A 21,510-nucleotide genomic window follows, 5' to 3' on the forward strand; every position below is an offset into this window, starting at 1 on the left:
CCTGATGCATCGGTACAACTGGATTAGACCGCACCAATTCAACAATGGACTGGCCCCAGCTCAGGCCGAGAAAAAACTTAACGTCGTGTCCGGGATTAGTTGACCACTACAATACAACGTCTGCTCTTTTACGGCGTCGTAGAATGAGTTGACCAGGATCTTTCCGTGATGGTGAAAAATACAGAGGGCGAGGGGGCGGATGCTTGGTTCTGACACGAGTGAAATTCCCTTTTGACTGGATAAGCTGACCACAGGATTCCCCCGCGCAATGCATTCTAAGCTACGAATGGCGGCCAATTATAAAAGAAAGGATACAACCATGACTGATCGTCAGATCATTGTTCCAGATGCCATGAGATTGCTCTGCGAGCAGGCTGGTTATGCACCAGCGGTAAAGGTAGGAAAAACTCTTTACTGCGCTGGTCAGGTAGGCCGGACGCCGGAATTATCAGTTATCGAAGACCCCGAGCAGCAGTTTTTGGCGGCATGGGAAAATCTCCGGCTCGTCTTGGAAGCCGGTGGCTGCGAGTTTGAAGATGTCGTCGAAATGACAACTTATCACGTCGATATTCACCGCCACATGCCAGTTTTCAGACGTGTGAAGGATGAGGTCTTCCCCAGAAGCACGTGTGCATGGACATGCATAGGCGTCAGTGAACTGGCTCGCCCCGGACTTCTCGTGGAGATCAAATGCATCGCCGTAGAACGATAATCTTTCTGATAGACCTTCTCTAGTCCCGCGGGATCGAGGGAATCGACGTAGGGATTTGCCATGATGGTTTGCGGGTATCCTGGCTGTCGAAAACTCGACGCGCCTCACGGAACTCCTCGGCATTTTCGACCACCCACATCCAAACGGGGGACATATGAACCAAGAGCCCCATACCCAGCGCAGTTATCTCGTACTCTACGTGGGGGGGAACTACATCAAACTCCCGCCGGAGCAATAGTCCATCCCGCTCCATGGCTCGTAGCGTCATCGTCAGCATTCGCTGAGTCACTCCAGCCATCTGCCTTTTTATCTCGGCATGGCGCATCGTGCCGTAAACGCCCAGGGCATGCAGGATGCCCAATGACCAACGGCTACCTGCGTGAGCGAGGACCTCTCGCCTGACGCCATCATCATCTTCTCTGAGCGTTTGGCATAGGGCTTCTGCCTGACGCAGAGTGTCCTGACCTATCATTTTTTCCTCCGGTATCACGCGTGTGCCTTCTTACTAGTGCTGCCCAATCGTGCAAGCATTTGCTCATGTTATAGGTAACAGCCTAAGGAGAAAGCATGACCGAAGCGACCTCTCAATCCATTCTCGTCCTTGGCGCCGGCGAACTTGGCCTTCCTGTTTTGCGCAATCTCGCGCAGGTAGCCAAGCGCGTGCCCGGTTCCCAGATCAGCGTCCTTCTCAGGGCGTCGACCATCAATACCCAGGTACCGGAGAAAAAAGTCGAAATCGACGAGCTTCGCGGGCTGGGCATTCAGATGGTCGCCGCGGATCTGGTGAGCGACTCAGTCGATCAACTGGCTGAAGTATTCGCACGTTTCGATACCGTAATAGGCTGTGCAGGCATGGTGGCAGGCCGGGAAACGCCGATGAAGCTGGCTACCGCTGCGCTGAAATCCGGTGTGAAGCGCTACTTCCCATGGCAGTTTGGTGTCGACTTCGAGGTCATTGGTCGCGGCAGTCCTCAGGATCTGTTCGATGCTCAGCTTGATGTTCGCGAATTGCTTCGTGCTCAGGATAAAACGGAATGGGTCATCATCTCGACAGGCATGTTCACCAGCTTTTTATTCGAGCCTGTCTTCGAGGTGGTTGACTTCGAAAATGATACCGTAAACGCGCTGGGCAGCCTTGAGACCAGCGTGACGCTCACGACTCCAGACGATATTGGTGCGCTGACAGCGGAAATTGTTTTCTTCGAACCTCGATTCCGCAATCAGATTGTGTATCTCTCGGGAGACACTGTGACGTATGGAGAGGTTGCGCAGCTCCTTGAACGTGTACTGGGCCGCCCGTTCAAACGTAACGTGTGGACTGTTCCGTACTTGCTTCAGGAACTGGAGAAAGACCCAACGCATCACATCAAGAAGTATCGCGCGGTGTTCGCCCAAGGCAGAGGCGTAGCGTGGCCCAAAGCAGGTACTTTCAACGCGCAGCAATCGATTCAAGTCACGACTGCTGAGGAGTGGGTTCGGGCGAATTTGGCAGCCCCATCAGCATTAGGGCAGTAGCTGAGCGAACGATCCCGCGCTGGAGGCTGACCTGCTACAGTGCTCCTCAGTCTGGCAGCCAAATCAAATGTTATTCCCCTGAAAGCGTGGCTGACCTGGTGCAGTGGTAACTATTTGTTGACGTGGATGGCGAGTGAAAAAAAGCGCAGTAAAAATACGACAACAGCTCATCGTCTATCGGCGTCGGGGGCACGCCTCATAGATCTGCCCAAGCCTCCACTTCGCGATCAAATCGATCACCTATCAGGCGTCGTGTACTCTCAGATCACTGATGTCCGGTCGGTACGCAAGCTCGAAATGTCCTTGCTGATTCCACGAAACGACACGCTCAAACCCGCAATAATCTTTTTCCCTGGCGGCGGCTTTATTTCCAGCCATCACGATAGATTCATTGAGTTGCGATTCGCTTTAGCGCAAAGGGGATTTGTAGTTGCCGCCGCAGAATATCGCGTCCTTCCAGAACGCTACCCTGCGCCGGTAGAGGACTGCAAGACCGCCGTCAGATACCTGCGCGCTCACGCGCAGGACTATGGAATCGATCCCACTCGAATAGGTGTGATTGGTAATTCTGCAGGTGGTTACCTTGCCCAAATGCTTGGCCTGACGAACGACGAGTCTAAATTCGAAAAAGGACCCTACCCAGAACAATCGTCCGCTGTGCAGGCAGTAGCCAGTTTATACGGCTTCTCATCTTTGCTTGATGTCAGTGGTGGCTTCTCGGAGCTTGCTCATGCGACCCACGCTTCTGCAGCTTCGCCTGAAGCGCTACTGGTACACGGTCTGACGGTTGGTGAGCGTGTTGGAAAAAGCATTCAGGATGATCCCCAGCTGGTAGTCTCCTGCAGCACTGTCGGTTATCTGGAAGGTAAAAAGCCTCCATTTCTTATCATGCACGGCACGGCAGACAAACTCGTATCCCCCATGCAATCGGAGCGGCTTTATACCGAGCTGGTTGCACGTGGAAATCACGCCGATTATTACCTTCTCGAAGGAGCAGGTCATGGGGATATCTACTGGTTTCAACCTTCAGTCATCGACAAAGTGGCTGACTGGTTTCAAAGAGTTTTGTGGGAGCAGTTCCGCGGTTGAATAGATGCCGGTACTGATTTTCTGACCATTGCACCATTGCACCATTGCACCATTGCACCATCGCACAGACCTAGCCAGTCACTGAGTCGAAGTCAGTTGCTCACGCCGATAGAGCCAATGTTCATGTCGACGCCTGCGAGGCTAATGGCTTCAAAGCAGGTGGCCTCAGGGATTGCTGTAGGGCCGCCATTGCTGCAACCTCGTCGTTCCATTTTTGTGTGGGGTGAGGCATGGACTGGAGTGACATGCGGGTCTTCCTGGCGATTGCCCGCAGCGGCTCGCTGGGGGGCGCTGCCAGGCAGCTGGGGGTCAGTCACCCGACGGTCGGACGGCGGTTGCAGGTGCTTGAGCAAACCAGTGGGCAGCCCTTTTTTCTGCGGACGGCCCAAGGGCTGGTGCTCACGGACAGTGGCGAGAGGATTCTCAGCCTGGCGCAGGATATGGAGCACAGCGCCCTGGCCATCGAGCGTCGTCTGGCGGGGCATGGCGATCAACCGGAAGGGCTGTTGCGCATCTCCTCAGCCGATTGGTTCGCCTGCCATGTGTTGTCGCCGGTACTGAGCGAACTGGTGCAACGGTATCCATTGATCGTTCCCGAAGTCATCGCCGGGCATCGGCTGTTCGACCTTGCCCGCCGGGATGCCGACATCGCGTTCCGGATCGTGCCCTTCACCGAACCCGACATCGTCCACCGCAAGCTGACTACCCTGCCGTACGGCCTCTACACCGCGTTGCATGCCCCGGCGCCGCAACCCGACGGCGAGGGCCTGGGCCTGATTCTCATGAACGTTGCCCAGGCCCATTACCCGGACGTGCAGTGGCTGCAGCAACGCTATCCGCTGGCTCGCACCGTATTCACCAGCAGCAGCCGGACGGTCCAGGCGCAGATGTGCGCGAAGGGGCTTGGCGTGGCCGTATTGCCTCGTGTCCTCGGGGACTCAGTGCCGGGACTGCGACTGCTGGATGAGGATGAGCCACCGCCAGGGCGAGACATCTGGATGGGGTACCACCGGGACATGCGCCAGATGGACCGGCTGCGCGCGCTGGCCGACCTGGCTTCCAGCATGATCGGCGCGGGGTAAAGCTTGGAAGCTCTTCAGGTCGAGCGAACAGCCGACGCCTCCGATACACGCGCTGGCTGGCGCGCTAACGTCACGCTCACCGCAGCGCCCACGGCCAGGCAGGCGGCGATGCACAGAACAGAAATCTCGAAGGCGTGAGCGATGCTGGCCGCCGTTGCCTGATCCCCCAGCAAGGTATAAAAAACGCCGCCGATCAGTGCGACGCTCAGTGAGGTGCTGATTTGCAACGTTGCACTGGTGATGCCTGCGATCATCCCGGAATATGCCGGCGCGACCCGGCCCGTGACCATGCGCATCAACGTTGGCAGGGCCAGCCCTTGTCCAAATCCGATCAGGAACAGAATGACCATCAGTGTCGTGAGGGGCGGGGCGAGGGTGGGCGGCGTCACTGACAGCAGCCAGCCCAGCCATAGCAGTCCGAATACTTCCAGTCCCATGCCGACGGGGTTCACGTAGTCCGCGAGGACGTGTCTGAGCAGAGGTACGGACAGGGGGCCGAGCAGGAACCCTGCGCCGAACGGCAGGAAGATCAGGCCGGCGTGCAATGCGGTCATCTGCAGCGCACCTTGCATGTACATCGATAACAGCAGGAAAAACACACCGATCGCGTAGAAGCAAAGCGCGACCAGCAGCGCTCGGCCCAGGCCAGGCGCTTTCAGCGCGGCCGGGTCGAGGATGGGCGTTCCACCGACGAGGCGCAGGCGGGTTTCGTAGCGCCAGAACAATACCGCCAGCACTGGGGCAGCGGCGAGCGACAGCCATGCCCACAGCGGCCATCCGGCTTCGCGGCCTTCGATCAACGGTACCACCAGGGCGGTCAGGGTCAGCATCGACAACGCGGTGCCCACCAGGTCCAGCTTGTTCGCGTGCAACGCACGGGTTTCTTTGAGCACAGGGAAGCCGAACGCAATGACCAGCAATGCAATCGGCAGGTTGACCAGGAATATCGCGCGCCACCCCATGCCCAACACGTCGACCGCAATCAGAACACCGCCCAGCGCCTGACCGATCACAGACGCCAGTCCAAACACGGCCCCGTACAGACTCAATGCCAATGGTCTTTGCGAGGCCGGGAAAATCGCCTGCACCGATGCGAGCGCCTGAGGCGCCATCACCGCGGCGGTCACACCCTGCAAGGCGCGTCCGAGGATGAGGAGCCAGGGCGAAGCTGCCAGGCCGCACATCAGCGACGCGGCGGCGAAGCCCAGCAGGCCAAGGAAGAACATCCGCCCGCGGCCGTACAGGTCGCCGAGTCGCCCGCCGGTAATCAGCGTCACGGCATAGAGCGTCGCATAGGAAGAGATCACGAGTTGCTCGGCAGAGGCCGCTGTACCCAGGTCCTCCTGTATCGAGGGCAGGGCGACGTTAACGATAAAAAAATCCAGGGGCGGCAAAAACGCACCTACGAGCAAAATGGCGAACATCAACCAGCGCCGGGGCTCGGGCGCTTCGATTTCGATTTGAGACATGACAGGCATCCTGTGTGGAGAACTCAGGTTTCACGACGAGTGAAGGGCGACGAGTGAAAGACCAGGCTTCTGGCCCGCTCGCGCCAAGTCGCAGGGGCCCAATTTAGGGGATCACTCTGAGTCTTTCGCCTTACAAAACTGCACGGCCACCGTTCATTCGTGTCAGTCCCGCTCTGCTCCAATGATGCTCACAATCGGTCAGGGTTGCTCCAGGCGACCCCTTTATCGACGACTGAGGAGTGAGATATGGCAGGTAAATTCAGCGATCACGTTGCTGTCGTGACCGGCGGGTCCACGGGGATCGGATTTTCCATCGCGCAAGCCTTTATCGCCGAGGGCGCCAAACGCGTTTACATCACTGGACGTTCAGCGGACACGCTGGAGGCGGCGGTTGCCAGACTCGGCGACAAGGCGGTCGCGGTGGTTTCCGATGTCTCGCGTCAGGCGGATCTCGATGCGCTCAAAACAACCATCGAGACGCGGGACGACCGGCTGGACGCCGTGTTCGCGAATGCCGGGATCTGTGAGAAAAATCCCCTTGGAGAAACCAGCGAGGCCGCTTACTACGCAATGTTCGACGTGAACGTCAAAGGTGTTTTCTTCAGCGTTCAAACGCTTCTGCCCTTGATGAAAGACGCTTCGTCCATCGTCTTGACCGCCTCGATCTGTTCCAGCAACGGCATGGAAGGATTGAGCCTGTACAACGCTTCCAAGGCGGCGGTGCGATCGTTTGCACGTACGTGGGCCAATGAGCTCAAGGGTCGTAAAATCCGCGCAAACGTATTGAGCCCTGGCTTCACCCGCACGCCGCTGATGGACAACGGGCTGAAAATGAGCGAGAGCGACATCGCCGCACTGCGCCAATACGTCGAGCAAATCACACCTTTGGGCTACATGGCCCAACCTGAAGAAATCGCCAGCGCGGCACTGTTTCTGGCCTCCGACGATGCCCGATACGTGAACGGCGTGGAGTTGATGGTCGACGGTGGTTTGTCGCAGATCTGAAGCCCTTCGGCGTCAACAGGCTGAACGCGCCCATATGCCCATTGACCACAGAAGCCATCGCACTGATGCTTGCGCAGGCTGCGCCATCGAACGGGCGTGGCCTGCCGGGCTCTCGATCGGGCCAATCCATTCACAGAACCGAGGGAACGTATGCCTGTGACTGTTCGTGTCGCGGTTGCGGACGACGCACAACACCTGCCGGCCATCGAGGCGTCCGCTGCCCTGGCGTTCGGAAGCATTGATGAGCTGAGTTGGGTGGCGCAGTCGCCGCCTATGTCCGTCGAGCGACATTGCCAGCTCATTGTGCTATCGACGTGCTGGGTTGCCCTCGATGACGAAGGCGCGCCGCAAGGGTTTCTCAGTGCCGAGCGCTACGGCGAGGCTCTTCATATCCATGAGGTGTCCGTCGCGCTTCCCTGGCAGGGCCAGGGCTTGGGACGGCGGCTGATAGAAGTTGCGCAGGACCATGCCCGCTCCAACGGGCTGCGTCAGGTTACCCTCACGACATTCCTTGATGTGCCCTGGAACGCCCCGTTTTATGCCCGTATGGGTTTTCAGGCTCAAGCCAGCCAGGACCTGGAGCCGCGACTGGCGGCTCTATTGAGTGGGGAATACCAGCGCGGATACGCTCCGGGCAGCCGCTGTGCGATGGTTTGGTCAGTCGCCTGAGTGCGTGTTGGGCTGTGCGCTTGCTGGGGCACAAGGTCATTTTTTTGAAATGACGCCACTCATGTATTGATGCAGGTCGCGAAAATCCCTGACACTCCAGGCGTGTGGCGGGATCTTCACGCCGTTCTCTTGCAAGGTCCTCGGAATCAGGTCTCCATTGGGACGAAGGATGATCGAGGACACGATCACGCCCGGGTAATCAGCCAGTCGTTTTCTGAAGGCGGGCGTCGTGAGGTCAGGGGTTGGCGGATTGCTTTTCCTGGCCAACGGCCCCGTTCCCTTGATATCCGCCCCGTGGCAAACGGCGCATCTTTGAAGATAGAGAGTCTTCCCATTGGCGTTGTCCGCAAAGGACAGGGTTGGTGCAACGATGGACAACAGTCCTAGCAAAGCGGTGTACAGCATCTTCATTTGTTGTGGGCCTTGTTCAGGGGCGAGCGCGCGTTTCAAATGACTGGCGCAATCGTTCAATCACCTGGTCAATCGACGGCCCCTGGATAGCGGGCGGCGTCGGGCTTTCACCAAATTCACGCCAGATGAATAACGTCAGCTCCGCGCCATCGGTCAGTGTCTGGGCGTTTTCCTGAGTGCCAAAAGTCTCCAGCAGCCTGTATCGCGCATCGTTCCAGAAAAGCTCCTCGACCCAGTCGTACACCGGAATGAAATGGAAGTGGATGGGGTAGCGGGGATCGTGGCCGAATCGGCTGATGTAAAGCCATTTGGGGTTCAGTTGTGCTTCAAGAACGCTCTGGATATCTGCCATGAGGCCACCCAGTTCTGCCAGCGCCGGGGCAGGCAGTCGGGCCAATGAGTTCTCGTAGGTCTTGGAACCGAGCATGACGTAGCCGGGAAGGGCGGATGCCATGTGATGATTGACTGTCCAGTGGTTGGTTTCATGAACGATGAACGGCGGTGCTGATTTCAAAGCAGACTCCCTGTCGTGTATTTCTTTAACTTCGTAACATTTTTAATCGGTGCGCTTACAGGTGATGCCGGTGATAACGGGTGGCGAGCGGACGTAGCCAGCCCTCAAAGAAATGCGTCCTACGGCCAATGACCACTTCGGAAAAAAACGAGGAAGTGTCCGACAACTTTTTAAGGTTGGGCTTCGGACGTATTGCACTTACGATCTGGCACTGCCTTGGTGCCCCGCGTGGCATCCAGCACGCTCAGCTTCGTTTCATATCGTGAGGACAAATCGATGCCTGAAACCCTATGCGTCAAGGCCTATGAACTGACTTGCCGCCATAACGACATTTGGCGCTATGATTACGTCAAATGTCGCAATGAGGTTAGCTTTATGTCCGCAGTGAAGCAAGCAGACAAGCGAGTCACCAAATCCACAGGGAAAACAGGTGCGGGGGCGAGGAGTCTTGCCAGAAAGCCCACGGAGGTTCTGTTGCAGGGTCGAAAAAGCGATGAGCGCTTGCTGATTATCCGGTACGCGCAGGAAGGCTTTTACTTAAGTGACGTCAAGGACATGCTTTCTACGTCCCCTCTGTACATGGAGCATGACTTGGTTCAGCGGATTACAGGAAGATCCGTCCGAACCGTCCAGCGTCTGGCGAAAGAGACTAAGCCCATACGTCTGAACCAGCAACAAAGCACGGTTGCTTTTCAGTATGCCCAGATCCTGGAGCATGCGATCAATGTCTTTGGCAGCCAGCAATTGGCTGAGGACTGGCTGAAAAAACCCTGTAAGTACCTGGATGGATACGTGCCATTGGAGCTGATCGACAACTCGCTGGGCTTTCAAGTAGCGGAGGATTACCTGACTCGGATCGAGAATGGGGTTTATCAATGATTCCGTTGCCCTGGGAAGGTCGATGGCACGCTTGGCGACTGGACCGCGAAATTTACAAGGATACGTGGGACAGCGGTATTGGGGCACAACGAACCGGTGGACGTTGGAATCCGCCTGGACGGCGGGTCATCTACGCCTCCGCTGACCCGTCTACGGCCATTTTGGAAGTTGCGTCCCACCTGGGGTTTGACGCGTTGGACACGGTGCCTTACCTGCTGACATGTTTTGAAGTGCTGGACCCGGCGCTCGTCAAAGTGGTCCAGGCCGAAGACCTGCCGAACCCGAACTGGCTTATTCCGGCTAGACCTTCACCCAATCAACAGCAGTTTGCGGATAAGCTGCTGGCTGAGTACCCTTTCATACTGATTCCTTCTGCGGTGACCCAGCATTCTTGGAATCTGTTGGTAAGCTGCGATTTGGCGACGAATCAATTCAGGCTTGTCTCACAGGAGCGGTTAGGCCTGGATACGCGATTGGTTAAATGAGTTGCTTGACCGAGGAGTGGACTCCCGGGACTCAGCGTCAGCTCATCTTTCCCACCCACGTCCATCGGCCCCGCCGCAACTACCCGATGACGCAGCTTCCGAACATCATAATCAATCAACCTTACTTCTTGACCGAATAATCCCGCCCCCAAACCCGTACCGAACTGATCGCCTCGTTCATCCCCTCGAACACGAACTTCTGCCGCACGGCCGTCTTCGGTGGGATGGTGACTTCATCCGGGTTTTCAAACCCGGTCAGCTTGTTGGCGTAGCCCGCCTGGTCGATCGCGAGCAAGGCGCCGGTCTGGCCGAGGTTGATCAGGCGCAGTTGGGTGTCGGTGCTGTTCTTGAAGCCGAGGGTGATGCTGTAGGTGTCGTCGACGGGCTCCTGCTTGAGCACTTCGATGGTGACGCGGTCTTTGAGTTGCTCGTTGGAGGAGATGATCGCTGCGCCGTCGGTGCCCTGGACCGATTCGCGGCCATCGAGCACGCCTTCGCTGACGCCGCCCAGCAGGTTTTTCCCGGCGGTGATGAACGTCGAGACGGCGGCCTTGGTGGAGTCCTTGATGAGGCTGCCGTCCGTTGGCTCGCCTTCGGCAAGGCACAGGGAACTGAGCAGGAGGCTGGAAAAGAAAAGAGTGGCGCGTGACGGCAGAGCGTTCATACCTGAGTCCTTGAGGTGGGCTGCAACATCGCTATGGGCAGGGCGAACGGCATGATAGCCGTGATCAGCGATCGGTTGCTATGGGCCTGCAGCGTCCCCGCGATGGTGGTGGATGAGATGGGCTATTGCTTCGGTTGGACGTACTGTCGCTGGATGCGTTCCAGCTCGCCCGAGCGACGCAGTTTTTCCAGAGCTTGGGCCCACGCGGCGACCACGCGGTCTTCCGAGTCTGGGCTGAAGGCGATGTACAGTGATGAGCGATAGAGTTCGACGGGCACTTTGCGCAACGTGCCGGGCGCAATATTCAATTGGCGGCTGTAGTAAGCCATGCCCGCCGGCGTGTCACCGACGATGATTTCCGTGCGTCCGGCCAGGAGCATGCGATAAAGCTGCAGACTCCCGGTGGCGCTTTTGTCGAGATTCTTAAAACCACGGGATTGCAGCACTTCGGGGATCAGACCGGCATTTCGCGTGGTGATCTGGGGCGCCTGCAACAGTTGCTCCAGCGAATTGACCGGTTGTCGCGCATCGGCCAACTGGTAAGGGTAAATGGACTCCTCCACGATCGGCCCGACCCACTTGTAGAGCGGTTCGCGCTCGGCTGTGCGGAACATGGAATACAAAATGGTCTTGGGCCGGGTTTTCAAGACCCGGGAACTGCGCATGCTGGGAAGCACCTCTATCGGAAAGTCGTCCCCGGTCAAAGCCATGATGGCCTGGACGATCTCCGTGGTCATGCCGGTGAGTCGATTGTTTTCCAGGTAGTTGTACGGCGCCCATTCTTCGGTGACGACCAGATACGACTCCGCCCGGACCGGCGTGCCGAGCAGTAGGCAGAGCAGCGCAACGACGAATATGGAATGTTTCAAGTGTCCTGCCTGAAGGCCTGGTCGGTGTTCAAAGGGTGATTGGATGAAGGGTAGGATCAGTATAGACCCGGCACGTAGCCTGCGTCGGTTGCAGGTCACGATGCGAGCCCGCCAGACTCAACGCACCCGCTCGCGACTCTGGGCTGCCAGGTCCAATGCCTTTTGCATGTCCAGCCGCGCCGAGCGGCCCACGTCCTTGTCGTTGAGCTGATAGCGGCGCTCCGATGGCAGGATGGGAGCGGTGAGATCCTCGCCATCCATGGCCTCGAAGTCGTGATTGTCGCCGATGGTCATGGCGCTGCGGCGCAGCAGCATGCGCAGCTGTTCGGGTTGCAGCTGCGGGTTGATAGACAGCATCGCCGCCAGCAATCCTGCCACCATGGGGGTGGCATAGGAGGTGCCGCAATGCACGGCGCCTTCCTGCCCGACCTGGGGCGTCGAGGCGTGGGCGCAGGCGGCGGCGGTGATATCGACACGCATATCGATGTTGGAGGAGTCGCGCTTGACCGCATAGGCGGGATCTTCGACGGCGACTCCGGTGCGTTCGCTGCGCTGGTGGCCGCCGACGACCAGCAGTTGCTCGGTGATGAAGGAGGAGGGCAGGCGGTATTCGTCAGTGCCCGAGAACGAAGACCCGTTGCCGGCGGAGTTCACCACCACGACGTCGGGATGGGACTTGCGTAGCCAGAGGAAGAACTCTTCCAGCAACTCTTCGTACCCACCCATGGCGATGCCCGAGCGCAGCAACGAGTCCACTTCGTCGCCTTTGACATCCTTCGCGCCGACCCGGTGGATACCCCAGCTCCAGTTCAACACACGAACGCCGTCTTCCACGAGGTTGACCGAGGCGGCGATGTTCGCGGTGATCCCTGCATCGGAATTACGTTCGACGATCACCTCGAATCCACCACTGGTTTTATCCAGGCCACGGAGAAATCCGGTGTTGCCGCCGTCGTTCCAGCGTGCGGCGAGGATGCCGGCGACGGTGGTGCCATGGTTGTCCGGTTTATCCGCATCGCGTGCGTAGACACACGTGCGCGGCACGGCGCAGGCCCCGAGGTAATCGGCAAAGTCCGCGGTGTCGAAATCCACGTCGCGCTCGATCAGGCCGATGCGCACTGGCTGCGGCCGGATGGGCGCGTGCTGGCCGGGGATGCGCCGCTGGTAGTAATTCACCGCGTCGAGAAAGCGGTTCGCCGCCCATTCATCGGAGTCCTGGGCCGGTTTCTTCGGTTCTTCCGGGCGAGCGGCGGCCTGCTCGGTTTCTTCTGCGGCGGATTCTTCGATCACCACGGCATCCACGCTGGTCTCGCTGCCCAGGCGCAGCACCAGCGCGTCGCGCTGCACCAGGTCACTGGCGGGCAAGCGCAGTTGGTACACGTTCAGCGGCGCGATACTGCCGACCACCTTCGCCCCGTACTTGCTGGCCAGACGCTGGGCTTCCGGCAAGCCTTCGCGATCTTCCTCGATGAGCACGCTGACCAGGTTGACGTAGGTGGTCAGGCCGTCCATGTTCTTCGCCACTTCGTCCGGTGTGGCGGCCAGGACGTGACTGTTGCGCAGGGTCAGCCAGGCTGCATTGCTGGCGCGCGAGCCCTCCTGCAGCCAGAGCGGTCCGCTCTGGTAGTCGGCGCTGTCCAGGCTCAACCGAAGGTTGGCCCCGTCGCGCTGGACGGCCTGCGCCGGTATCGTCTTGTCACCCAGCTTCAGTTGTGGGGTTTCATGGCCCAGGCCGCGCACGGTCAGGCACCAGTCCTGTCGTTGGCTTTGCAGCAGGTCGCCGCAGCGCTTCAGGGTTTCCAGGCGCAGCGGCTCTTGTGCGGAAGCCAGGGTGTGGGTGACCAAGGTGAACAAAGCGGCGAGGGCAGCGGATCGTACGGGCATGAACCAGCAATCTCTGGCAGGGATTTGTTGTTCCGACTGCCACAGGGTGCGCTTCGTTCAGCGGCGCATCAGCCCGCGCCCTTGAGTCTTTCCGACATTTTCACCAGGGCGGCCAACGAATCCGCGCCCATCTTGCGCATCAAGGCGCCGCGTCGCACTTTCACGGTCACTTCGCTCAACCCCAGCCGTCCGGCCACCTGCTTGTTCAGCAGGCCGGAGACCACCAGATCCATCACCTCCCGCTCTCCGTCGGTGAGGGTAAGGTGACGACGTTTCAGCTCATCCATCTTTTCCGCGACCTGACGTCGCTCCCGATCACGACTCAAGCCCAGGCCGATGGCGTCCAGCAGGTCCTGTTCACGAAACGGTTTGGTCAGGAACTCCAGTGCCCCGCCTTTCATGGCTTTCACCGACATGGGGATGTCACCATGGGCGGTGATGAAGACAACCGGAATCTGAATGTTCAAGCGGGCCATTTCCTGCTGGAAATCCAGGCCACTCAAGCCCGGCATCCGCACGTCGAGGATCAGACACGCCGGGGTATCGGCAAGCGTGGCGTCCATGAATTCCCGCGCCGAGCCGAAAGCCATGCTCGGCAGGCCGACGGAGGCCAGGAGGTCCTGCAGTGAGGCGCGCACGGAACTGTCGTCATCGACGATATAGATCATCGATTCGTTGGGGTCATGGGCAGTCATCGGAGTCTCGGGTTACGGCCGGCAGGGTGAAGTGGAAAGTGACGCCCGCCTGTGGATTGCTGGAGACCCAGAGCCGACCGTCATGGGCCTCGATGATGGAACGACTGATGGCCAGGCCCATGCCCATGCCGTCCTGCTTGGTGCTGTAGAACGCGTCGAATATCCGTTCGTGGTCGTTGCCGCTGAGGCCCTTGCCCTGGTCGGACACCGAAAAGAGCAAGCGCTGAGCCGATTCCAGTACGACATTGACCTCCAGGATGCGCTGGTCGACATCGACCTGCCGCATCGCGTCGATCCCGTTCATCGCCAGGTTCAGGATGACCTGCTGGATCTGTACTTCATCCGCCAGCATCGGCGGCAGGCCTTCCTGCACATGCACCTGCAAATTGATGTTTTGATCGTTCAGTTCGCCGGCCAGCAGCCGCAGCGCGGCATTGACCGTGTCGGCGACGTTCAACCACAGCTTGCTGGGCGCCTGGTGCCGGGCCATGCCCCGCAGGCGGGTGATGATCTCACTGGCCCGATGGGTGTCGGCGATGATGCGTTCCACGGCCTGGCGGGCCTTGGGCAGGTTTGGCGGGTCGTTGGCCATCCAGCGCAGGCATGCGCTGCTGCTGGTGGCCATCGCCGCCAGTGGCTGGTTCACTTCGTGGGCGATGGATGCGGCCAGTTCCCCCAGCATGTTGACGCGGGCAATGTGCGCCAGGTGCGCCCGGGTTTTGTGCACCGTGCCGATGGCGGTGGACAGGCGCAGCGCCAGGTAGGTGGTGCCGGCGATGGCGGCGAGGCTGATCAGGACGTTGACCAGCCCGGCCTCCGTATCGCCGAAACGGGTGAGCCGATAGCTGAGGATCGTCAGGAGCATGCAGACGACCGACAGGCCGGCGACCGCGCGCGTCGGCAGGATGCGCACGGCGATCAGCACCACGACGATCTGGAAGACGCCCACCGCGATTTCAAGGTCGGTGACGGTATCGATGGCCGCGATGCCGAGGGACAATCCCAGCAACAGCAGCAGGCGAAGGGTCAATTGAGTGCTTCTCACTGGATATTCATCTCGCATCGCTCCAATGGCCGGCGCAGGCACGCAGTGTATATCGCCTCTGTGCGCCTGGCTCAGGAAGGATTGTCCAGGCTGAACCGGTCAGCCACTTCATCGTAGGCAAACAGCTCCGCGTAGCGTCCCCATTGCGTGACGCAATCCAGGGTAGTCGCAGCGTCGTGCTCCGACATGAAATCCTCCAGTTGGTCCCGAAAGCGTCTGGCGGGTGCCGTGCGGGTCGGACGGTCATCCAGCACCTTGCGCACATGGCCCACCAGGGGAACGTGCCGGAGCAGGTGCTGGGCGAACAATTGTTTGCGCTCGTCGACTGTCGATTGGGCATACCGTCGCCCGGCCGGCAGCAGTGCGATATGGCCGTCCTGCAGGTCGGCCAGACGCATCAGTTGCAGCACCTCGGCCACCGGGAAGAGATCGCTGGGGCTGTAGCGCAAGGTGTCGGCCAGCTCGCGCAGGTCCGCCTGGCCGTCGTAGGGCTGATCGTGCACCGCCTCGATCAGGCCGGCCAGGGCGTTTGTGGAGATCGAAGGCAACACCATGGCCACGCCGCTGCCCGCAAATGCCCCCGTATAGGCTGAACCGTTCCGGCCGCCGCCGGCCATCTGTGCATAGATATGTTCCACCAACGCCTGGAACGCCGGGTCGGCACGATTGCGCGGCTGGCTGAGGTCGACGACGATTTCCTTCATGATCCGTCCCGGATTGGAGGAGAAAATCAGTATCCGGTCGCACATCAGCACCGCTTCTTCGATGTTGTGGGTGACCATCAGGATCGACTTGATCGGCATCCGGCCCTCGCACCACAGATCCAGCAGGTCGGTGCGCAGGGTTTCGGCCGTCAGGACGTCCAGGGCGGAAAACGGCTCGTCCATCAACAGCACATCCGGAGCGACCACCAGCGCGCGGGCCAGGCCGACGCGCTGGCGCATGCCGCCCGACAGCTCCTTGGGAAAGGCGCTTTCGAAACCGTCGAGGCCGATCATGTCGATGGCGGCCAGGGCCCGCCTGCGCCGTTCGGGCGCTGCCACGTCCAGCGCCTCCAGGCCGACCTCCACGTTTTGCAGCACCGTCAGCCAGGGGAACAGGGCGAAGCTCTGGAAGACCATGCGTACCGAGCTGGCCAGCCCGCGGTCATCGGCAGGGAAATCGACCACGCCGGCCGTGGGCGCGATCAGGCCAGCGATGGACCGCAGCAAGGTCGACTTGCCGGAGCCCGAACGTCCCAGCAGGCCGACGATCTCGCCATCGTTCAAGCGCATGCAGACGTCGTCCAGCACCAGTCGCTCGGCACCGCCGGTGGTGCCGTAGACGTGCCGAAGCTGTTGCACATCCACCAGGCAGCGTTTGTCCATGACTGCTTGCATTGGCTCACCTCCCTCAATCAATTCGAAGCCGACGCTCGGCGAACCCGTACAACGGGCGCCACAGCAGACGGTTGAAACCCACGACGAAAACCGACATGACCGTCACCCCCAGGGCCACCCGCGGAAGGTCCCCTGCGGTGGTGGCCTGGGCAATGAAAGCGCCCAGCCCTGAGGCGTAAAGGTGCTCGTCGCCCCAGGAAACGGCCTCGGCGACGATGCTGGCGTTCCACGAACCGCCGGCGGCGGTGAGGGCGCCAGTGACGTAATACGGAAAGATTCCGGGCAGCGCGACCACGCGCCACCACTGCCAACCGCCTATCCGGAAGTTGCGCGCCGCTTCGCGCAAGTCGTTGGGCAGCGCGCTGGCGCCTGCGATCACGTTGAACAGGATGTACCACTGGGTGCCCAGCACCATCAGCGGCGACAGCCAGATATTCGGGTCGAGTTTGAGGGTGACGATGGCGATCACGGCAAAGGGAAACAGCACGTTGGCCGGAAAGGCGGCCAACAACTGCGCAACGGGCTGCAGGCGCTCGGCCCAGCGTGGGTGCAAGCCGATCCACACGCCGATGGGTACCCAGACCAGACTGGCAAGGACGATGAGCACCGCGACCCGCAGCAGGGTGACAAGCCCCAGGCCGAAGGCCCCGATGACATCCTCCAGGCCCAACGTGCTGGCGATGAAACCGGCCAATTGAAGCAGGCCAGCCAGGCAGGCCAGGGCCACCAGGGCGATCCAGGCCCGGTCGGCGACACGACTGAAACCCTCACTGACCTTGAAGCGAAGCTGGGGGAGCCTGGGCAGTCTGTGCATGTACAACGCGGCCTTGATGTCACCCAGCGCGGTCAACATCAACGGCACCAATCGGGTCGAGCGCAACAGGTCGTAGATTCTCGACCGTGGGCGTTTCTGGGCGGCGGTCTGTTCGAAGCGGAATCTGTCCACCCAGGCCACCACGGGCCGGAAGAACAGCAGGTCGTAAAGCAGGATTATGGTGACCATGGCCAGCACTGCCCACACGGTCGCGGCGACGTTCTTCTGTTCGATGGCCAGTGCCAGCCAGGAACCGATGCCCGGCAGGCTCACGGTCGTGTCGCCGACGGTGATCGCCTCGCATGCCACCACGAAGAACCAGCCGCCGGACATCGACATCATCATGTTCCACACCAGGCCCGGCGTGGCGAACGGCAGCTCCAGCCGGATGAAGCGTTGCCAGGGCGAAAAGCCGAATTGTCGGCTGACGTCGTAGAGGTCGTTGGGCACGGTTCTCAGCGACTGATAGACGCTGAACGTCATGTTCCAGACCTGGCTGGTGAAGATGGCGAAGATGGCCGCGCATTCAACGCCCGATTCCTTGCCCGGGAAAAGCCCCATGAAGAACACGACAGTGAAGGTCAGAAAGCCCAGTACCGGTACGGATTGAAGGATATCCAGTGCCGGCAGTATGACCATGGCGGCCTTGCGGCTCTTCGCGGCCAACGTGGCAATGACCAGGGAAAAGACAAAGGAAGCGAACAGTGCGATGAACATGCGCAGCGTGGTGCGCAAGGCATACTCCGGCAAGCGGGCCAGATCCAGCGACAGCGGTGATGCATCCAGCACCCCGAGTGGCTGGTTCATCTGTTCCAGGCCGTAGCCGATGAATGCCGCCAGACCGACGATCAGACCCAGCAGGACGAGATCGGCCCACCAGGAGGTCTGTTGGCCAGGGTTGAAAGTGGTCAATGCCGGCGCGGGGAGTGGAGAGCGCATCGATCACCTCGCTATGGGTTGTGGAGCACGTTGACGGGCTGGGTTGAATGCCCGGCAAGATTAAGCATTGCCTCCGAACAGGGCCAGAAAGACTACGGACATGAAAATATACGTTGGTATATCGCTGATCCGCTTTTTTCGCCGGCAGGTGCGTCTGTAATGAGCCCGATCCCCAGGCCAAACTACACAGCGGATTAATGGCGACAAAAACCTGAAATCACCCCAACCTCTGCGGGAGCACATGAAATCACCCCAACCCCTGTTGGAGCACAGCTTGCTGGCGATGCGGTCGACGCGGTGTGTGCGTTATCGTTCATCGCGGGCAAGCCTTGCTCCCACAGGATCAAGATTCTCGACAGGACTGACTCATGACAAAGATGGCGATTTTTCTCGGTGGTTTTCTCGCGCTGACGCTTCTGATCGGCGCTCTTGCGACGATTTCACCGGTGTAGGATCGCCTGCGCGATTTCCTGCAACCCCATCACCCGTTGCGCGGCGTTGAGCTTGATCGCTTCCTTGGGCATGCCGAAGACCACGCAGCTGGCTTCGTCCTGAGCCACGGTGGCGCTGCCGGCGTCGAGCATTTCCTTCAGGCCGCGGGCGCCGTCGTCACCCATGCCGGTCATGATGACGCCGGTGGCGTTGCGGCCGGCGAACTTGGCCACCGAGCGGAACAGCACGTCCACGGAAGGGCGATGGCGGTTGACCAGCGGGCCGTCCACCACTTGTACGTGATAGAACGCGCCGCTGCGGGTCACCATCATGTGCTTGCCGCCGGGGGCGATCAGCGCCAGGCCGGGGTGGATACGGTCGTTGTTGCGGGCTTCGCGCACTTCGATCTGGCACAGGCTGTTGAGCCGGGCGGCGAACGAGGCGGTGAATTTTTCCGGCATGTGCTGGACGATGACAATGCCTGGGGAAACCCGCGGCAGGGCAGTCAGCACCGCTTCCAGGGCCTGGGTGCCGCCGGTGGAAGTGCCCAGGGCGACGATGCGTTCGGTGGTTTGCGCCATGGCATGGCCGTTGGCGGCGGGCAGTACGGCATCGGCGCTGAGCTTGATGGCCGGTGTCAGCGGGGCCGGGCGCTTGCCCAGGTTCCGGACATTCACCTGGGCCGCAGCGCGAATCGCCGCCACCAGTTCAGGTGCCGACTCCAGGAGAAAGTTCTTCAGGCCGGTGGTGGGCTTGGTGATGATTTCCACCGCGCCGGCCGCCATGGCCTGCAAGGTGGTTTCCGCGCCCCTGGGGGTCAGTGACGAGCAGATCACCACCGGCGTAGGGCGCTCGTTCATGATTTTCTTCAAGAAGGTGATGCCGTCCATGCGCGGCATCTCCACGTCCAGCACGATCACATCCGGCCACTCCCGGGCCAGCTTGTCCATGGCGAAAATAGGGTCGGACGCCGCGCCCATCACGTGGATGTCCGGCGTGTCGCTGAGGATCGCCAGCAACACCTGGCGCACCACGGCGGAGTCGTCCACCAGTAAAACATTGATCTTTTTTGACATGGTTAATGCCGGGTCCTTATCGGTTGGTGCCTGACCCACACATCGCCGTTGCACAGGTCGAAGATGATGCTTCGGTAACCCGTGCTGCCCAGATCCTGGGCAATCAGATCGAGGCGATAGAGGGCGGCCATTTCCAGCGCTGCGTTGATGTTCAGGCGCGCCACGTCGCCGAAGGGGACTTCCCGTTGCAGCTCGGGGAACATCTCGCCGCCGCCGAACAGCTTGAGCTGGTAATCCTCGGGATCGGTGCGGTGGGCCCGGGCCTCGCGCACGAAGAGTTCGATGGCTTCATCGGCGTACATGCCGTTGAGCGCGGTGGAGCAGCGCAGGCGACTGGGCAACATGAAGTGACACATGGCGCCGATCTTGCGCTCGGGGTGCCACAGGGTGATTGCCACGCAGGAGCCGAGGATCGTGCGCAGCCGGGTCGGGCAGGTGGCGAAGCGAAAGTCTCCCGGTGCCAGGTAGACTTCCGCCGCGGCTTTCCTGGCGGTGTTCATGGCTTGCGATAAATCGAAGGAGCCACCAGCTTCAACGCATCGGATACCCCGTTGAGGCTCTCGGAATGGCTTACGATGAAATACCCGCCGGGCTTGAGCCGGGGAACCAGTCGGGCGACCACTTTGCTTTTGGTGGGTTGGTCGAAATAAATCATGACGTTGCGCAGGAAAATCACATCGAACTCCCCCAGATCCGGCAACGTGTCGTTGAGGTTGACCTGGATGAAGTTGACCCGGCTGCGCAATGCCCGGTCGATCAGGAACGTGCCTTGCTGGCTGCCGGTGCCCTTGAGGCAGTATTTCACCAACAACGGCTGGGGCAGGGTGCGGGCGCGTTCCATCGGGTAATGACCGGAGCGAGCCTTGGCCAGGACCTGGGTGCTGATGTCCGAGCCGATGACCTCCCAGGGCGTGGTGCCCAAGCCTTCGGCCAGGGTCATGGCCAGGCTGTAGGGCTCTTCTCCCGACGAACTGGCCGCGCTCCAGAGACGGAAGGTTTTCCCTGGCACCGCATGGGGCAATACGTGCTGGCGCAGGAAATCGAAATGCTTGGGCTCACGGAAAAAGTAGGTTTCGTTGGTGGTGAGCAAGTCCAGCGCCACCTGCAATTCATCGGTGCGCTGGCCGTTCATGATCAACTTGAAATATTCGCCGTAACTGCTCAGCTCGTAGTGCTTGAGGCGTTTGAACAAGCGCCCGGCCACCAGGGCTTTCTTGGCTTGGGACAGGTTGATGCCCGCGGCCTGGTATAACCAGGACTGGAACTGGTTGAACTCCCGGTCACTGAGTGCTTGTGCGTTCCCCGTGCGTTCCTTGCAGGTGTCGGTGTTCACTTTCCTTCAAACTCCAATGCGGCCGGGGCGGCCTCGGCGAGTTGGGACATTTCGTCGATGGACAGCACCCGGTCGACTTCCAGCACGATGACGAACTTGCCGTCGACCTTGGCCATGCCGCTGATGAAGTCGGCACGGATCTTCGCGCCGAAGCTCGGTGGCGGTTCGATCTGCGAAGCCGGGATTTCCAGCACCGCCGACACGGTGTCCACCAGCAGGCCGATGTCCTGAGCCAGGCCGTCCGCGCTGTTGGCCTCGATGATCACCACGCAGGAACGCCGGGTGATCGACGAGTTCTGCCGGCCGAAACGGGCCGACAGATCCACCACCGGCACGACCGCGCCGCGCAGATTGATCACCCCGCGCACGAACGACGGCATCATCGGCACCACGGTCAGGTTGCCGTACTCGATGATTTCCTTGATGCACAGGATGCCGATGGCGAACATTTCCGTGCCCAACATGAATGTCAGGTATTGCGCTTCTTCCTCGACCGCCATGGCGGTGTGACGTGTGGTCGCGATGGCGCCCATGCCGTTTCTCCTTTAAA

23 protein-coding genes and 1 pseudogene are annotated in these 21,510 nt (G+C 60.2%); 8 read left to right on the top strand and 16 right to left on the bottom strand.

The features are described 5' to 3' along the window. Nucleotides 1–111: 111 nt before the first annotated feature. A pseudogene (locus EGM97_RS17270) lies at nucleotides 112–216 on the bottom strand (NUDIX hydrolase); the annotation flags it as partial. A 103-nt stretch (nucleotides 217–319) separates the two neighbouring features. Here EGM97_RS17270 and EGM97_RS17275 point away from each other — a divergent pair. Further along, nucleotides 320–712, top strand: coding sequence for a RidA family protein (locus EGM97_RS17275; RefSeq protein ID WP_238961772.1), 393 nt, complete (start codon nucleotides 320–322; stop codon nucleotides 710–712). Between the two features lie 19 nt (nucleotides 713–731). On the opposite strand, the gene EGM97_RS17280 is transcribed toward EGM97_RS17275, so the two are convergent. Further along, nucleotides 732–1,184, bottom strand: a complete 453-nt coding sequence (locus EGM97_RS17280) for a winged helix-turn-helix transcriptional regulator (protein ID WP_238961773.1) — start codon at nucleotides 1,182–1,184, stop codon at nucleotides 732–734. A gap of 95 nt (nucleotides 1,185–1,279) precedes the next feature. Between EGM97_RS17280 and EGM97_RS17285 the strand changes: the two genes are divergently transcribed. From EGM97_RS17285 to EGM97_RS17295, 3 genes are all read left to right on the top strand, one after another. Beyond that, nucleotides 1,280–2,227 (top strand): aromatic alcohol reductase, encoded by a 948-nt coding sequence (locus EGM97_RS17285; RefSeq protein WP_238961774.1) that lies wholly within the window; start codon nucleotides 1,280–1,282, stop codon nucleotides 2,225–2,227. 39 nt (nucleotides 2,228–2,266) lie between these two features. Then, nucleotides 2,267–3,316 (top strand): alpha/beta fold hydrolase, encoded by a 1,050-nt coding sequence (locus tag EGM97_RS17290; protein ID WP_238961775.1) that lies wholly within the window; start codon nucleotides 2,267–2,269, stop codon nucleotides 3,314–3,316. Nucleotides 3,317–3,546: 230 nt separating this feature from the next. Beyond that, nucleotides 3,547–4,398, top strand: a complete 852-nt coding sequence (locus tag EGM97_RS17295) for a LysR family transcriptional regulator (protein ID WP_238961776.1) — start codon at nucleotides 3,547–3,549, stop codon at nucleotides 4,396–4,398. Between the two features lie 14 nt (nucleotides 4,399–4,412). Here the strand turns inward: EGM97_RS17295 and EGM97_RS17300 are convergent, their stop codons facing one another. Further along, a complete protein-coding gene (locus EGM97_RS17300) occupies nucleotides 4,413–5,867 on the bottom strand; it encodes an MFS transporter (RefSeq protein ID WP_238961777.1) in 1,455 nt (484 codons plus the stop codon). A gap of 246 nt (nucleotides 5,868–6,113) precedes the next feature. Between EGM97_RS17300 and EGM97_RS17305 the strand changes: the two genes are divergently transcribed. Together EGM97_RS17305 and EGM97_RS17310 are read left to right on the top strand one after the other, a co-directional pair. Next, the gene (locus EGM97_RS17305) at nucleotides 6,114–6,872 is read left to right on the top strand and encodes an SDR family NAD(P)-dependent oxidoreductase (protein ID WP_238961778.1); all 759 of its coding nucleotides are present in this window, start codon (nucleotides 6,114–6,116) and stop codon (nucleotides 6,870–6,872) included. A 150-nt stretch (nucleotides 6,873–7,022) separates the two neighbouring features. Then, nucleotides 7,023–7,541 (top strand): GNAT family N-acetyltransferase, encoded by a 519-nt coding sequence (locus EGM97_RS17310; protein WP_238961779.1) that lies wholly within the window; start codon nucleotides 7,023–7,025, stop codon nucleotides 7,539–7,541. A gap of 36 nt (nucleotides 7,542–7,577) precedes the next feature. Here EGM97_RS17310 and EGM97_RS17315 read toward each other — a convergent pair whose 3' ends face one another. Both EGM97_RS17315 and EGM97_RS17320 read right to left on the bottom strand, forming a co-directional pair. Further along, nucleotides 7,578–7,952 (bottom strand): c-type cytochrome, encoded by a 375-nt coding sequence (locus EGM97_RS17315; protein ID WP_238961780.1) that lies wholly within the window; start codon nucleotides 7,950–7,952, stop codon nucleotides 7,578–7,580. Between the two features lie 16 nt (nucleotides 7,953–7,968). Beyond that, a complete protein-coding gene (locus EGM97_RS17320; protein WP_238961781.1) occupies nucleotides 7,969–8,466 on the bottom strand; it encodes an HIT family protein in 498 nt (165 codons plus the stop codon). 375 nt (nucleotides 8,467–8,841) lie between these two features. Between EGM97_RS17320 and EGM97_RS17325 the strand changes: the two genes are divergently transcribed. Both EGM97_RS17325 and EGM97_RS17330 read left to right on the top strand, forming a co-directional pair. Beyond that, nucleotides 8,842–9,345, top strand: a complete 504-nt coding sequence (locus tag EGM97_RS17325) for an antitoxin Xre/MbcA/ParS toxin-binding domain-containing protein (RefSeq protein WP_238961859.1) — start codon at nucleotides 8,842–8,844, stop codon at nucleotides 9,343–9,345. Beyond that, nucleotides 9,342–9,830 (top strand): RES family NAD+ phosphorylase, encoded by a 489-nt coding sequence (locus tag EGM97_RS17330; protein WP_238961782.1) that lies wholly within the window; start codon nucleotides 9,342–9,344, stop codon nucleotides 9,828–9,830. The genes EGM97_RS17325 and EGM97_RS17330 overlap by 4 nt, the downstream gene beginning before the upstream one ends. A gap of 121 nt (nucleotides 9,831–9,951) precedes the next feature. Here EGM97_RS17330 and EGM97_RS17335 read toward each other — a convergent pair whose 3' ends face one another. From EGM97_RS17335 to EGM97_RS17385, 11 genes are all read right to left on the bottom strand, one after another. After that, nucleotides 9,952–10,494, bottom strand: coding sequence for a hypothetical protein (locus EGM97_RS17335; protein ID WP_238961783.1), 543 nt, complete (start codon nucleotides 10,492–10,494; stop codon nucleotides 9,952–9,954). Between the two features lie 122 nt (nucleotides 10,495–10,616). Further along, entirely contained in the window at nucleotides 10,617–11,363 is a 747-nt protein-coding gene (locus EGM97_RS17340) for a substrate-binding periplasmic protein (protein ID WP_238961784.1), read from the bottom strand. Nucleotides 11,364–11,480: 117 nt separating this feature from the next. Continuing rightward, nucleotides 11,481–13,247 (bottom strand): S8/S53 family peptidase, encoded by a 1,767-nt coding sequence (locus EGM97_RS17345; RefSeq protein ID WP_238961785.1) that lies wholly within the window; start codon nucleotides 13,245–13,247, stop codon nucleotides 11,481–11,483. A gap of 68 nt (nucleotides 13,248–13,315) precedes the next feature. Next, nucleotides 13,316–13,942, bottom strand: coding sequence for a response regulator transcription factor (locus EGM97_RS17350; RefSeq protein WP_238961786.1), 627 nt, complete (start codon nucleotides 13,940–13,942; stop codon nucleotides 13,316–13,318). Next, complete coding sequence (locus EGM97_RS17355) at nucleotides 13,929–15,005, bottom strand: sensor histidine kinase (protein WP_238961787.1); 1,077 nt, start codon at nucleotides 15,003–15,005, stop codon at nucleotides 13,929–13,931. Before EGM97_RS17355 ends, EGM97_RS17350 begins: the two co-directional genes overlap by 14 nt. A 53-nt stretch (nucleotides 15,006–15,058) precedes the next feature. Further along, a complete protein-coding gene (locus EGM97_RS17360; RefSeq protein ID WP_238961788.1) occupies nucleotides 15,059–16,366 on the bottom strand; it encodes an ABC transporter ATP-binding protein in 1,308 nt (435 codons plus the stop codon). A 13-nt stretch (nucleotides 16,367–16,379) separates the two neighbouring features. After that, a complete protein-coding gene (locus EGM97_RS17365; protein ID WP_238961789.1) occupies nucleotides 16,380–18,119 on the bottom strand; it encodes an ABC transporter permease in 1,740 nt (579 codons plus the stop codon). A gap of 440 nt (nucleotides 18,120–18,559) precedes the next feature. Further along, on the bottom strand, nucleotides 18,560–19,627 hold the full coding sequence (locus EGM97_RS17370) for a protein-glutamate methylesterase/protein-glutamine glutaminase (protein ID WP_238961790.1): 1,068 nt from the start codon (nucleotides 19,625–19,627) through the stop codon (nucleotides 18,560–18,562). A 2-nt stretch (nucleotides 19,628–19,629) separates the two neighbouring features. After that, nucleotides 19,630–20,127, bottom strand: coding sequence for a chemoreceptor glutamine deamidase CheD (gene cheD, locus EGM97_RS17375; RefSeq protein WP_238961791.1), 498 nt, complete (start codon nucleotides 20,125–20,127; stop codon nucleotides 19,630–19,632). Further along, nucleotides 20,124–20,960 carry a CheR family methyltransferase gene (locus tag EGM97_RS17380; RefSeq protein WP_238961792.1) on the bottom strand — a complete coding sequence of 279 codons (837 nt, stop codon included), beginning with the start codon at nucleotides 20,958–20,960 and terminating at the stop codon, nucleotides 20,124–20,126. The genes cheD and EGM97_RS17380 overlap by 4 nt, the downstream gene beginning before the upstream one ends. After that, nucleotides 20,957–21,493, bottom strand: a complete 537-nt coding sequence (locus EGM97_RS17385) for a chemotaxis protein CheW (RefSeq protein ID WP_238961793.1) — start codon at nucleotides 21,491–21,493, stop codon at nucleotides 20,957–20,959. Before EGM97_RS17385 ends, EGM97_RS17380 begins: the two co-directional genes overlap by 4 nt. Between the last annotated feature and the right edge of the window lie 17 nt (nucleotides 21,494–21,510).

Origin of the sequence: Pseudomonas sp. AF32 (assembly GCF_022342325.2) — a bacterium.
Classification (GTDB): domain Bacteria; phylum Pseudomonadota; class Gammaproteobacteria; order Pseudomonadales; family Pseudomonadaceae; genus Aquipseudomonas; species Aquipseudomonas uvaldensis.

Bases quoted from the DNA above. Each gene is read 5' to 3' on its own strand.
- EGM97_RS17275 (WP_238961772.1), top strand. From the start codon at position 320: ATGACTGATCGTCAGATCATTGTTCCAGATGCCATGAGATTGCTCTGC.
- EGM97_RS17280 (WP_238961773.1), bottom strand. From the start codon at position 1,184: ATGATAGGTCAGGACACTCTGCGTCAGGCAGAAGCCCTATGCCAAACG.
- EGM97_RS17285 (WP_238961774.1), top strand. From the start codon at position 1,280: ATGACCGAAGCGACCTCTCAATCCATTCTCGTCCTTGGCGCCGGCGAA.
- EGM97_RS17295 (WP_238961776.1), top strand. From the start codon at position 3,547: ATGGACTGGAGTGACATGCGGGTCTTCCTGGCGATTGCCCGCAGCGGC.
- EGM97_RS17300 (WP_238961777.1), bottom strand. From the start codon at position 5,867: ATGTCTCAAATCGAAATCGAAGCGCCCGAGCCCCGGCGCTGGTTGATG.
- EGM97_RS17305 (WP_238961778.1), top strand. From the start codon at position 6,114: ATGGCAGGTAAATTCAGCGATCACGTTGCTGTCGTGACCGGCGGGTCC.
- EGM97_RS17310 (WP_238961779.1), top strand. From the start codon at position 7,023: ATGCCTGTGACTGTTCGTGTCGCGGTTGCGGACGACGCACAACACCTG.
- EGM97_RS17315 (WP_238961780.1), bottom strand. From the start codon at position 7,952: ATGAAGATGCTGTACACCGCTTTGCTAGGACTGTTGTCCATCGTTGCA.
- EGM97_RS17325 (WP_238961859.1), top strand. From the start codon at position 8,842: ATGTCCGCAGTGAAGCAAGCAGACAAGCGAGTCACCAAATCCACAGGG.
- EGM97_RS17330 (WP_238961782.1), top strand. From the start codon at position 9,342: ATGATTCCGTTGCCCTGGGAAGGTCGATGGCACGCTTGGCGACTGGAC.
- EGM97_RS17335 (WP_238961783.1), bottom strand. From the start codon at position 10,494: ATGAACGCTCTGCCGTCACGCGCCACTCTTTTCTTTTCCAGCCTCCTG.
- EGM97_RS17345 (WP_238961785.1), bottom strand. From the start codon at position 13,247: ATGCCCGTACGATCCGCTGCCCTCGCCGCTTTGTTCACCTTGGTCACC.
- EGM97_RS17350 (WP_238961786.1), bottom strand. From the start codon at position 13,942: ATGACTGCCCATGACCCCAACGAATCGATGATCTATATCGTCGATGAC.
- EGM97_RS17355 (WP_238961787.1), bottom strand. From the start codon at position 15,005: ATGCGAGATGAATATCCAGTGAGAAGCACTCAATTGACCCTTCGCCTG.
- EGM97_RS17360 (WP_238961788.1), bottom strand. From the start codon at position 16,366: ATGCAAGCAGTCATGGACAAACGCTGCCTGGTGGATGTGCAACAGCTT.
- EGM97_RS17365 (WP_238961789.1), bottom strand. From the start codon at position 18,119: ATGCGCTCTCCACTCCCCGCGCCGGCATTGACCACTTTCAACCCTGGC.
- EGM97_RS17370 (WP_238961790.1), bottom strand. From the start codon at position 19,627: ATGTCAAAAAAGATCAATGTTTTACTGGTGGACGACTCCGCCGTGGTG.
- cheD (WP_238961791.1), bottom strand. From the start codon at position 20,127: ATGAACACCGCCAGGAAAGCCGCGGCGGAAGTCTACCTGGCACCGGGA.
- EGM97_RS17385 (WP_238961793.1), bottom strand. From the start codon at position 21,493: ATGGGCGCCATCGCGACCACACGTCACACCGCCATGGCGGTCGAGGAA.